Source organism: Streptomyces sp. JLBG701 (assembly GCF_058544905.1).
In genome coordinates this window covers 5,464,837-5,477,405 of sequence record NZ_CM178588.1, presented here as the reverse complement: position 1 = coordinate 5,477,405, position 12,569 = coordinate 5,464,837, and the positions used below count along the sequence as shown (strand labels likewise).

The 12,569-nt window shown below is 72.2% G+C and carries 7 protein-coding genes; 3 read left to right on the top strand and 4 right to left on the bottom strand.

Annotation, left to right across the window (positions count from 1 at the left end; translation table 11 throughout):
- Window positions 1-76 precede the first annotated feature (76 nt).
- Window positions 77-1,024, top strand: coding sequence for an aldo/keto reductase (locus AC5DRG_RS25095; RefSeq protein WP_491812886.1), 948 nt, complete (start codon window positions 77-79; stop codon window positions 1,022-1,024).
- Between the two features lie 7 nt (window positions 1,025-1,031).
- Here the strand turns inward: AC5DRG_RS25095 and AC5DRG_RS25090 are convergent, their stop codons facing one another.
- The 4 genes from AC5DRG_RS25090 to AC5DRG_RS25075 all read right to left on the bottom strand — a co-directional run bounded on the left by AC5DRG_RS25090 (window position 1,032) and on the right by AC5DRG_RS25075 (window position 6,100).
- On the bottom strand, window positions 1,032-2,411 hold the full coding sequence (locus AC5DRG_RS25090) for a PrsW family intramembrane metalloprotease (RefSeq protein WP_491812885.1): 1,380 nt from the start codon (window positions 2,409-2,411) through the stop codon (window positions 1,032-1,034).
- 49 nt (window positions 2,412-2,460) lie between these two features.
- A complete protein-coding gene (gene trmB, locus AC5DRG_RS25085) occupies window positions 2,461-3,297 on the bottom strand; it encodes a tRNA (guanosine(46)-N7)-methyltransferase TrmB (RefSeq protein WP_491812884.1) in 837 nt (278 codons plus the stop codon).
- Between the two features lie 56 nt (window positions 3,298-3,353).
- Entirely contained in the window at window positions 3,354-4,562 is a 1,209-nt protein-coding gene (gene lhgO / locus AC5DRG_RS25080) for an L-2-hydroxyglutarate oxidase (RefSeq protein WP_491812883.1), read from the bottom strand.
- A gap of 113 nt (window positions 4,563-4,675) precedes the next feature.
- Entirely contained in the window at window positions 4,676-6,100 is a 1,425-nt protein-coding gene (locus AC5DRG_RS25075) for an NsdA family TPR-like regulatory protein (protein ID WP_491812882.1), read from the bottom strand.
- Window positions 6,101-6,818: 718 nt separating this feature from the next.
- On the opposite strand from AC5DRG_RS25075, the gene AC5DRG_RS25070 reads away from it, so the two are divergent.
- Together AC5DRG_RS25070 and AC5DRG_RS25065 are read left to right on the top strand one after the other, a co-directional pair.
- A complete protein-coding gene (locus AC5DRG_RS25070; RefSeq protein WP_491812881.1) occupies window positions 6,819-8,918 on the top strand; it encodes an asparagine synthase-related protein in 2,100 nt (699 codons plus the stop codon).
- A 320-nt stretch (window positions 8,919-9,238) separates the two neighbouring features.
- Window positions 9,239-12,568: an ATP-binding protein gene (locus AC5DRG_RS25065; RefSeq protein WP_491812880.1), complete on the top strand. Its 3,330-nt coding sequence runs from the start codon at window positions 9,239-9,241 to the stop codon at window positions 12,566-12,568.
- The last annotated feature ends 1 nt before the right edge of the window (window position 12,569 follow it).

Below are 12,569 nucleotides of genomic sequence, written 5' to 3'. Positions count from 1 at the left end.
CCGGTCTTTTGGGGTTTACGGAACTTTGCCATTGCCTCCGGAACAGGGCGCTCCGGTGCGGGTGTTGCTGTAGAGCATGACTTCTCTTCGCAAGCTCGGCTCCTCCGACCTGGAGGTCTTCCCGCTCGTCCTCGGCGGCAACGTCTTCGGCTTCTCCGCCGACGAGGCGCAGTCCTTCGCCGTCCTCGACGCGTACGCGGCCGCGGGCGGCAACTTCCTCGACACCGCCGACTCCTACTCGGCCTGGGTCGAGGGCAACAAGGGCGGCGAGTCCGAGACCATCATCGGCAACTGGGTCAAGGCGCGCGGCAACCGTTCCGACGTGGTCATCGCGACCAAGGTCAGCCAGCACCCCGAGTTCCCGGGCCTCACGGCCGCCAACATCAGGGCCGCCGCCGACGCGTCCCTGCGCCGCCTGGGCACCGACCACATCGACCTCTACTACACCCACTTCGACAAGCCCGAGGTGCCGGTCGAGGAGATCATCGGCGCGCTCGACGAGCTGGTGAAGGCGGGCAAGGTACGGCACATCGCCGCCTCGAACATCTCGGCGGAGCGCCTCCAGGCATCCCTCGACTTCTCCGACCGCGAGGGTCTCGCGCGGTACGTCGCCCTCCAGCCCCACTACAACCTGGTCTCCCGCGACACCTACGAGGGCGAGCTCCAGGACCTCGCCGAGCGCACCGGCCTGGCCGCCCTCCCGTACTTCGGGCTCGCGTCCGGCTTCCTCACGGGCAAGTACCGCCCCGGCGTTACGGTCGACAGCCGGCGCGCCGCGATGGGCGCCGGCAAGCATCTCGACACCGAACGCGGCCGCAAGGTCCTCACGGCCCTCGACGAGATCGCCGCATCACGCGGGGCGGAGGTCGCCACGGTCGCCCTGGCCTGGCTCGCGTCCCAGCCGACGGTCGCGGCCCCGATCGCGTCGGCCCGTACGGTGGACCAGCTCCCGGCACTGGTCGCGGTGGCGGAGCTGGAGCTTACGGAGGCGGAGGTGGAGAGGCTTACGGAGGCTTCGGCGTAGGGGGTCTCTACGTCCGGTACGGGTTGTAGGCGGGGTAGGGATAGGCCGTGTGGGGCGCGGGGTAAGGCGCCGGCCCGTAGGCATGTCCGTACGCCTGCCCGTACGTCTGCTGTCCGTACGCCTGCTGTCCGTACGTCGGCCAGGGCGGTGGCACGATCACCGGTGCCGTCGCCCTCGCCGCGTACTCCAGGGCGGGGCGGGCGACATCCCGGCGGCTCCACAGCTCGTGCAGCAGTTCGCGTTCCCGTACGACGAAGTCGGTGCTCGCCCGTCCGCCGTGTCCCCGGTGTCGTAGGAACGCCAGTGAGGTCGCGTAGGCCTCGTACTGGGCCACCGCCCGCCCCGCGGGTTTCCCGAAGTGGCGCCTGGCGTATTCGCGGGCCAGCCGCCGGGCCCGCATCGAGCCGAGCGCGTACGGCTCGGCCGGTCCGAGCCAGCCGGTGGCGACGTAGGCGGGCAGTTCGGTGCGGACCGTCCGCAGCTCGCGCTGCCGGGTCCAGATGACCAGCCAGGTCAGCAGCCCGAACGCGGGCACCATGAACGTCCCGTACACGGCGAAGAAGCCGTACTCCCCGAGCGTCGACGAGCCGTTCCAGAACGCGTGCATCCCCATCGCGAGCAGCAGCCCGGCCGGCGGGAGCAGGAAGCGCCGCAGGTGCTGGCGGTCCCCGGCGAGTGCGGCGATGCCGAAGCCGATGCCGGTGAGGACGGTGAAGAGGGGGTGCGCGAACGGCGACATGATGACGCGGACGAAGAAGGTCGCCGCGGTGACGGAGGCGATGCCGCGGTCGCCGGTGATCTGGTCGGCGCCGAAGGCGGTGCCGAGGTAGAGGATGTTCTCGGTGAACGCGAAGCCGGTGGCGGTGACCCCGGCGATGACGACCCCGTCGACGATCCCGGTGAAGTCGCGCCGCCGGAAGAGGAAGACGAGGAGTACGGCGGCGGCCTTGGCCGACTCCTCGACGATGGGCGCTATGACGGTGGCCCCGAGGGTGTCCGCGCTGGTCGGGTCGGCGGTCGCGGTCGCTATCCACCTGGTCGCGAAGCTGTTGGCGACGATCGCTATCAGTGCCGCGGCGCAGGCGCCCCAGGAGAAGGCGAAGAGCAGATTGCGCCAGGGGCCGGGTTCTACGCGGTCCAGCCAGCGGAAGGCGGCTATGAGAAGGGGTACGGGCAGCACGGCGAGGCCGAGTCCGACCAGGAAGCCCTCCGTGCCGGTCTGTTCGCGGACCAGGGCGAGGATGACCAGCCCCGAGAGCGCGAGCAGGGTGATCAGCGCTCCGTAACGCACCCACTTCCGCTGCCACCAGTGCGCGTGCCGCAGCGCTCCGCCGGGGGGACCGGGAGGACCTGGGGGATGCGTGGGGTACGGGGTGCTGGTGGCCACGGCATTGACCCTAACGAGGGAAGTTCAGTGGGGGGTCGTCGCGTTCGTGTCAGTCGGTGGGCTGCTCGTCGCGCTGGTCGTCGTGGGGTACGCGACGGAAGAGCAGATCGTTCACGACATGTCCCTTGTCCAGTCCCTGGCCCTCGAAACGGGTCCGCGGCCGGAAGTCGGGACGCGGCGCAAAACCGCCGTCGGTCTGGGTGTTCTCGAAGTCGGCGTGCGCGGTCAGCACTTCGAGCATCTGTTCGGCGTACGGCTCCCAGTCGGTCGCACAGTGCACGATCGCCCCGGGCCGCAGACGGGTCGCGGCGAGATCGAGGAACTCCGGCTGGATCAGCCGCCGCTTGTGATGCCGCTTCTTGGGCCAGGGGTCGGGGAAGTAGACGCGCAGCCCGTCGAGGGAGTCGGGGGTGAGCATCTCGCGCAGCAGGATGATGGCGTCCCCGTTGGCGACGCGGATGTTGGACAGCCCGTATTGGTCGGCGAGGTTGAGCAGATTGCCCTGCCCAGGTGTGTGCACATCGACGGCGAGGATGTTGCGGTCAGGACTCTCGGCGGCCATCTGCGCGGTGGCCTCGCCCATCCCGAACCCGATCTCCAGTACGACGGGGTGCGAGTTCCCGAACAACTCGTTCAGGTCCACGACCCGCTGCCCATCGATATCCAGCCCCCACTTGGCCCACAGCCGCTGCAACGCGTCCGCCTGCCCAGCGGTCACCCGACTCCGCCGCGGCTGAAAACTCCGAATCCGCCGCTCGAAGTGAGACCCGGCGGGGTCGGCCTTGGGCCCGTCGGGGAAACGGGGCGCACCCTTGGGGCGCGTGTGGCGGGTGGAGTCGCCGGGGGTGGGCTGGGGGGCTTCGGGGGTGTTGGGGAAGTCAGACACAGTGGGGCCGATTTTACGGGAGGAGGACCTGGGGGCTGCGTCGGCACCGGGCGCCCTCAAACCCCGCCCAGCACAGCCAGCGCCCGGCGAGCCACCTCCCGCCCGATCGGCAGCGAAGCGGTCGCCGCAGGAGACGGCGCGTTCAGCACATGCACAGCCCGATCCCCCTCCCGTATCAAGAAGTCATCCACAAGCGTCCCGTCCCGCAACACCGCCTGCGCCCGCACCCCCGCCGAGGCCGGCACAAGATCCCCCTCGGAAACCGCCGGCACCAACCTCCGCACCGCCTCCGTGAACGCCCCCTTGGACACCGACCGCCGCACCTCCCCCACCCCGTACCGCCAATGCCGCCGAGCCATCCGCCACGCCCCCGGCCAGGCAAGCGTCGCCCCCAACTCGCGCCCCCGCACGGTCCCCCACCCGTATCCCTCCCGAGCCAACGCCGGCACAGCGTTGGGCCCGACATGCACATCCCCGTCGATCCCGCGCGTGAGATGCACCCCGAGAAACGGAAACGCCGGATCCGGCACCGGATACACCAGCGCCCGCACCAGCCCGTCCCGCACCAGCGTGTAGTACTCCCCCCGGAACGGCACGATCCGCATCCCGGGCTCGTCCCCGGTCAGCAGGGCGATCTCATCGCAGTACAGCCCGGCACAGTTGACGAGCACCCGCCCCCGCACGACGCCGCCGTCCCGCGTCCGCACGGCCACCCCGAGCTCCGCCCGCCGATCGATCCGTACGACCTCGACGCCGTACCGAATGTCCGCCCCGGACGCCTCGCCCAGCTGGCGCGCGACCCCCACGAAGTCGCACACCCCGGTCGTCCCGACGTGTATCGCGGCGAGCCCCCGCACCTCCGGCTCGTACTCCGCGATCTGGGCCGCCCCCAGCTCACGCACCGGAATGCCGTTCTCCCGGCCACGCTGCACGAGCGCGTGCAGTCGCGGCAGCTCTGCCCGCTGGGTCGCGACGATCAGCTTGCCGGTGACGGCGTGGGCGATGCCGTACTCCGCGCAGAACTTGACCATCTCGGTGGCGCCCCGCACCGCGTACTGCGCCTTCAGCGACCCGGGCCGGTAGTAGATCCCGCTGTGGATCACGCCGCTGTTGCGCCCCGTCTGGTGCAGGGCAGGCCCCCGCTCCTTCTCCAGCACCGTCACCCGGGTGCCCGGCGCGGCACGCGTGATCGCGTACGCCGTCGACAGACCGACGATCCCGCCGCCGATCACCAGCACGTCACAGTCGTAGGCAATCTCCCGCACCTGCACCACCTCCCGGCTTCGATAGTGCACTGCGCCACTGACAATGCCCTCAAACCCAGGATGCGCCCGGCAACCGCACGTGTTTCGTCAAGCTCCGGTAAGGCCGGAGCCCATCAGGCCGGGGCCATCAGCAGCGGGCGTGCGCGCTCCCGCAGCTCGACCACCCGCGGCTCGTCGCCGTAGGGCTCAAGACGGTGGAGAAGATCCTTCACGTACTCGGTGGTGCGCGCCGACGAAATGCGCCCCGCGACCTCCACCGCCCGCACGCCCTGCTCGCACGCCGCGTCGAGATTGCCCGATTCGAGCTCGGCGACCGCCGAGACGACGAGCCTGAGGCCGTGCGAGCGCACGAACTCCTCCGTCGGCTTCGACAGCGCCTGCTCCGTGAAGCGGCGGACCTGGCGCGGTGCCTTGAGATCGCGGTAGCACTCGGCGGCGTCGGCGGCGAAGCGGTCCTCGCCGTAGAAGCCGAGCCAGGACGGGTCGTTGTCGCCCTCGCGGGAGCGCTCCAGCCAGCCCTCGGCGGCCTTGAGCGCGGCGCCGGCCGCCTGGGCGTCACTGGCGCGCGCGTGTGCGCGTGCCTCGACGAGGCGGAAGAAGCTCATGGTGCGGGCCGTGGCCAGGCCGCGGTTGCGCTCCAGGGCGGCCTGCGCGAGGTCGACGCCCTCGTCGCCGAAGCCGCGGTAGGTCGCCTGCAACGACATGGAGGCGAGGACGTACCCGCCGAGGGGGACGTCGGCCGCCGCGCGAGCGAGACGCAGCGCCTGGATGTAGTAGCGCTGCGCGGCCTCCTGCTGGCCGGTGTCGAACGCCATCCAGCCCGCGAGGCGGGTGAGCTCGGCACTGGCGCCGAACAGGGCTCTGCCGACCTCGTCGGAGTACGAGCCGAGCAGCAGCGGGGCCGCCTCGACCCTTAAGCACTCGGGCACCATGGACGAACGCCAGTCGCCGCCGCCGTACTTGGAGTCCCAGCGCCTGGCGTCCTCGGCGGCCTCCCGCAGCTTCTGCACATCACTGTGGCCGACTTTCTGCGGTGCCCCGGAGCCCTCGGCGGGGTTCGCGTCGCGCGCCACCGAACTGTCGGCCGGGGTTATCAGCCACCGTGAGGCAGGCGTTGCGTATGCGCTTACTGCGAACGATCCGGCCAGCGACTGCCAGATGCCGCCGGAGCCGGCCCGGCGTCCGGCAAGATCGAGACGGTACAGCTCGGTCGCCGAGCGCACCGCCTGTCCTACGTCCCTGGGGAAGGCGAGGCCCACTTCGGGCGCGGGATCCGCGTCCGCCAGTCCGATCTCGTGGAGCGGCACCGGGCGGCCGAGCTTTTGGCCGATGGCAGCCGCGATGAGGTGCGGCGCGGCGCCCTGGGGCACCATGCCCTTCGACACCCAGCGCGCCACCGACGTCTTGTCGTAGCGAAGAGTCAACCCGCGTTGAGCGCCAAGATCGTTGACACGACGCGCGAGTCCTGCGTTGCTGATTCCCGCGAGGGCGAGAACGGTGCCGAGTTTTTCGTTCGGCCCGCGTTGCTCCCTGGACATGCGCCACCCCTCGACACAGACGGCTGCCGCGCTGGCATAACCACGCGGCATTCGTAAACCCAGCGTAGTTCGCCGCATCCCAAGCGTTAAGGGGCATTGTTCCGGATGGCGGGATTGTGGTCCGTACTGAAGTGCGGGTCGAGTACGGGCTGTCGTGATGTGCTCCCGCTGTGTGGCCGTGCGCCCGTGTGTGCGCTCTTCTCCGGCCATCGGGGGAGCGGTTCCATGGATCGTGCGTGGGTCGGCCCGCTGTACTGGATCCAGCGGGCTGGGGGAACCCCGCCGCCTCCATCCCCGCGGGCGGCGGAACCGGTCCGGGAGGCGAACTCCGCCTCCCGGACTGTGCGCCTGCTGTGCGGTGCGCAAGGCCTGTACGGAGCGTGCGCGAGCCTGTCCCCACGCCGCCGATTTGGCTGAAAACCGACCCCGCCTTTCGCGGGCGATTAGCCCTCCGACCACGGAACTTGAGGGCGCGAAGGGTGTTTTGGGGGAGCGTATCGGGGGCGCATTCGCGTCGCAGCCGTTTCCTCGCACCTACCTCGTCCGTACCCCGATCGCCTTGCCCCGAGCGGGTGTTCGCTTCGCCGCGGGCGTGTTCGCAACGGCGCATTTCGTGGATCTCAAGGGGCCCCACCAGGCCTACAGGCAGGGTTCTTCATGGCAGCATGGTGCCGAGTTCGTACGGTGCCCTGGTTGTCCACAGCCTGTGGAGGCGACGATGCGGTGGTTGGTGGGATGGAGCAGCACCACCGCGGGAGCGCCTGAGATCGGCTCCGCGGGAGCGACCGGAAGCGACGGCGAGACCGTGCACCCGGTGGGCTCCCAACTCCTGTGGGGCGACCCCGATCCGCTGTGGGCGGTCGGCGACTGGCGCCCCGACGAGGTGCGCGTCGTCAAGGCCGACGCGCAGAACCGGATCGCCGTCCTGGGCACGTGCGGGGCGAGCGACGAGCAGCTGCGGGTCGGACTGTTCGCCGCGCGCGGAGGGGCACTTCGGCATCTGACGGCCTGGCCGGGCAGTTACACGGCCGTCGTCCAGGTCGGCCGCAGAGTCATGGTCTGCGGTGATCTCGCGGGCGCGCGCCCGGTGTTCTACACCCCCTGGGCCGGCGGCACGGCGTACGCCACGGCCGCGCTGCCACTGGCCGACCTCATCGAGGCCAACCTGGACTTCGGTCACCTGGCCGCGCTGCTCGCCGCCCCCGACGTACCGGCCGCGCTGCTCGACTCCACCCCCTACGACGGCGTACGGCGCATTCCGCCGGGGCATGCGCTGATCCTGCGCGCCGGGGCGCGTGAGGTCGCCGGGTACGAGCCGGTCGCCTCCCTCGCGGTGGCGGCGCCCTCGGCCGACCCCGACAGCGCGGTCGACGCCGTGCGCGACGCGCTCGTCGAGGCGGTACGCGCGCGTCTCTCCGCTCCCCGGCACGTGCCCGGTGCCGACATCGACCCCGGCCCGGTGCCGGGGATGGGGCCCGCCGAACGGCGTGCCGCGCGCGGGATGCCGGTTCCCGGGATCGGGTCGGACCTGTCCGGGGGGCCCGCCTCGGGGACCCTGGCGCTCCTGGCGGCCGGGCTGCCCGGCATGCCGGGTACGGTCCTGGGCCACGGCACGGGCGCGGGGGAGCGGCTGCTGGCCGTCACCTTCAACGACCTGGCCGTCGGCGGCCGGGAGGCCGAGCTGGAGCGGGCGGGGACGCTGGCGGAGAACCCGCGCCTGCACCACGTGGTCGTGGCCGGCGGGGAGGAGGTCCTGCCCTACGCGGATCTGGAAGGCCCCCTGACGGACGAACCGGGCCCGTCGCTCGTGACCGCAGCCCGGCACCGGGCACGGCTCGCCTCCGGCAGCGCGGACCACTTCACCGGGTACGGCGCCCGGCAGGTACTGGACGCCCATCCGGCGCGTCTGGCGGACCTGTTGATGGACCGCAAGCGACGCCACCTGGTGCGTCCGGTGGCGGCCCTTGCGAAGGCGGACGGCGGCTCGGTGCTCATCCCCGCGCGCGTGTACGGCGCGGCACGGCGACTGGCCCGTACGCCGTACCGGACGGGCGTGGAGGTCCTCGCCGACCGGCTGCTGCACCGCCGCTTCGACGAACCCGGCGGCGCGGTGGGGGCGTCCCTCGCCGCGCTCACGTGGGCAAGACCGGGACCGGCCGCGCGATGGCTGACCGGGGAGGCGCTGGCTGAAGTATCGGTTCGCCTGCAGGGCGCGACCAACCGCTCGGGGGTGGGTCCGGGCCAGCGTCCCGGCGACTACCGCGCGCGTGCGGCACTGGCCCGGCACGCCTCAGACCTACGCGTCCTGGAGCAGGCCGCCGAGATCCGCTTCCAGCGCCTGCACGCCCCGTTCCTCGACAACCAGGTCGTCCGGGCCTGCCGCGCCCTCCCGGAAGCGCTGCGGGTACGCCCGGGCGCGCGAGCGGCGATCCTGCGTACGGTCCTGGAGGGCGCTGGCGTGGCCGACCTCCCGCCCGGCTGGGGCACCCCCTCACACGCGTCGTCGGCGGCGGCCGCCCGTACGGGGCTACGGGTGGGCGCGGACTCCTTGATGGCGCTGTTCGGCACCCCCCTGCTGGCGGAGGCGGGCCTGGTCGAGGCCCGAGTCGTCCGCAAGGCCCTCCGAGCGGCAGCAGAGGGCGAACCACTCCCGCTGGACGGCTTGGCGGACCTGGTGTCCTTGGAACTGTGGCTGCGCCGGTTGTTGGCGCGAAGGGGAACGTGCTGGACCGGCACACCTGCACGCGCGCGTGCGGTACCGGCGGGGATCACTCCACAGCGGGGGGCGCTGGGGGCGGGGGCTGCGCGGCAGGCTTGATGGTTCAGTGGACGCTGGCGAGTTCCCGTTGGTGGTGGGTCGGGGCCGTGGTGGAAGCGGCACGCTGCTGAGCGGGACTGGTGAACGCCGCTGTGGTGCAGCGCCGTCAGGGGCGCGGGGCTGTATCGATATGCGGCTCCGCCGCGTGGGCGCGACCAGCCCCCACCGGCCCGTGGTGAACGACCCGCCTACCCATCGGAGCGCTTGACGCCGGGCTGCACATCCCACCCATCGACCCCGTCACCGCCAACCCCGCGCACCTACCCGCCGCCGAACCGAAACCCCGTGCCCCACACAGCGCCCCCGGCGACAATGACCCGATGCGGTACAAGATCCTGGGCGTCACCCAGGCGGAGGACGACCAGGGGACCCTCGTACCCCTCGGCGGCCCCCGTCTGCGCGCCCTGCTCACGGCGCTCGCCCTGCGCGCGCAGCGCATCGTGTCCCCCGAGGCCCTGATCGACGAGGTCTGGGAGGACGATCCGCCCCAGGACGCCCCGGCCGCCCTCCAGGCACTGGTCGGCCGTCTCCGTCGTACCGTCGGCAAGGACGCCATTGTCTCCGAGGCCGGCGGCTACCGGCTGGCGGCGGCCCGGGACGACGTGGACCTCTTCGTCTTCGAGCGCCTGGTGCAGGACGGCAGGGCGGCCCTGGAACAGGGAGACGTGTCCTCCGCCGCCCGTGAACTCACCGCCGCCCTCGCTCTGTGGCGCGGCCCCGCCCTCGCCGACCTGCCGGACCGTTCCGCCGCGACCCGCCCGGAGGCCCTGCGGCTGGACGCGGCCCGTGCCCGGGCCGAGGCGAACCTGCGGCTCGGCCGTGCGCGGGACCTCGTACCGGAGTTGAAGGAGTTGACGGCGGCCCATCCCTACGACGAGCCGCTGCACGCCCTCCTCATCCGCGCCCTGCGCGACACGGGCCGCGGCGCCGACGCCCTCGCCGCGTACGACGCCGTGCGCCACGCCCTCGCCGAGAGGCTCGGTGCGGATCCGGGGGCGGAACTTCGAGCACTGCACACGGAGTTGCTCACGTCGGAAGCCGCTCCACCCACCCCGTCCGCGGCGGCTCGGCACCCCGAGCGGAACGGCAACCTCCGTCCGCGGCTTACCTCTTTCGTGGGGCGGGAACCCGAACTCGACGCCATCCGTTTCGAATTGCACAGGGCCCGTCTCGTCACGCTCACCGGACCGGGCGGCTCTGGAAAGACCCGCCTCGCCGAGGAAGCCGCCGCCGGGCTCCCGCAGGCATGGCTGGTCGAGCTCGCCCCGCTCGACCAACCGGAGGCGGTGCCAGGCGCCGTGGTCAGCACCCTCGGTCTGCGTGACGCGCTCGGTCTGCGCGAGAGCGTGCTGATGGCGGGCGACCTGGTGCCCACCCAGGACGACCCGGTCGCCCTGCTCGTCGAGTACTGCGCCCCGCGCAGCCAACTCCTGATCCTTGACAACTGCGAACATGTCATCGGTGCGGCCGCCGAGCTCGCCGAGACGCTGCTGACCCGCTGCCCAGGGCTCACGATCCTCGCCACCAGCCGTGAACCCCTGGGCGTCCCCGGCGAGTCCGTGCGCCCGGTCGAGCCCCTGCCGCCCGACTCGGCGCACCGCCTCTTCACGGAGCGCGCGGCCGCGGTCCGCCCCGACGCGGACTGGGTGCTCCGTGACACGGAGGCGGTGGCGGAGATCTGCCGGCGCCTCGACGGGCTGCCGCTCGCCATCGAGCTGGCCGCCGCCCGGCTGCGGCTGCTCACACCCCGGCAGATCGCCGACCGCCTCGACGACCGCTTCCGCCTGCTCACCTCCGGAAGCCGTACGGTCCTGCCCCGCCAGCAGACCCTGCGCGCAGTCGTCGACTGGTCCTGGGAGCTGCTCGACGAGCGGGAGCGGACCGTGCTGCGCGAGGTGTCCGTGTTCGCGGGCGGCTGGGACCTCGCCGCTGCAGAGGCCGTGTGCACCGGGCCCGTGGCGGATCTCATCGGCGCGCTCGTGGACAAGTCCCTGATCGTCGCCGACCACTGCGAGCGGACCGGCTCCGACGGCATGCGGTACCGCATGCTGGAGACGATCCACGAGTACGCCACCGAGCGCGCCGCCGAGATCCCCGGACTGCGCGCCGCCGCCGAGCGACGCCACCGCGCGTGGGTGCGCGCGCTCGTCGAGGAGGCCGAGCCGCTGCTGCGTTCCGCCGGGCAACTCCCGTGGATCGCCCGCCTGGAGACCGAGCTGGACAACATCCGCGCGGCCCTCGACCGGGCGCTCACGGCACGCGAAGAGGAGGAGGCCGGCCGGCTCGCCCTCGCCATCGGCTGGTTCTGGTGGCTGCGCAACTACCGCCGGGAGGGCGTGCAGTGGCTGGAGCGTGTCCTGCGCCTGGGAGTCGCCCTGGACATGGCCGCGCTCTCTCGGAGGGGGCACACGTCCGGCGGTCACGGCGACCCGTTCTTTCAGCTGGACACCATCGACCCGATGGACGACTTCCTCCGTACCCCGGACGGGGAGGCACACCATCCGCTGCACGCCCTGCGGATGGAGCTGCGGATGCTGCAGCTGTTCCTGACGGCCGAGTCCGAGCCGTTGGACAGAGTGCTGGACGAGCGGTTCGCGCAGTACGTCGGCAGGCTGCGGTCCGCCTTCGAGGGCGGCGGTCCGGCGGCGGCCCGGATGCCGGGGCTGACCTGGCCGTTCACCGCCCTCCACCTGCGCAGTTCGGAGGACATCCGGCCCCTCACGGACAAGGTGGTCGCCAACTGCCGTGCGTACGGCGGCGACTGGGAGATCGGCGTCGCCCTGATGTTCCGTACGCACATGGTCGTCGACTCGCCCGGCAACCTGCGGGGCGTGGACGACGACCTGGCGGAGTTGCAGGTGCTCAGCCGTCGGGCCGGCGACCGCTGGATGCGGGCCCAGGTGTGCAGCGCGGCAGGCGAGGCGGCCATGGCGCGCAGCCGGTTCGAAGAGGCCAAGGAGCAGTACGGGGAGGCGCTGCGGCTCGCCTACGAGGTGGGCGCGTATACCGAGGCACCCTTCCTCATCGCACGGCTCGCCGAGATCGCCTACCGCTCGGGCGACCGCGACGCGGCCGGGGCCGCGCTGGACGAGGCGGCTGCCGAGGCCGACCGGCACGGGGTGGCGGACGCCCGGGCGTTCATCCTGGTGTTGCGGACATACATCGCGCTGGACGACGCGGACGTTCCCCACGCGCGCGAGCTGTGCGAGAAGGCCCGCGCGGAGGCCGCGCGGGGCACGCCACCGCCGCAGTTCACGGCGATGCTGAACGCGGTCGACGCACTCGTCACGGCAGGTGAGTCGGGCCCGGAACACGCCCTGCCGAAGATGGCCGACGCACTGCGCGAGGCCGTGGAGAGGCGGTGCGCCGAGGCGGTCACAGCGGCGCTGGTGGACATGGCGGCGGACCTGCTGGCCCGACTCGGCGACCTGCCGCGCGCGGTCCGCCTGCTCGCCGTCGGCATGCGCTGGCGCGACGGGCACCCACGCCCCATGCCGGAGCGCACGCGAGCCGAGAGCATCGAGACGGAGGCCCGCACCGCCCTGCCTGCCGACCTCTACGAGTCCGAGCGCACCCGGGGCGCGACCTTCACCGCCGACGACGTCCTGCGCGAACTCGCCGGGGCGGTGCAGCACCACGCCGCCGCGTAGA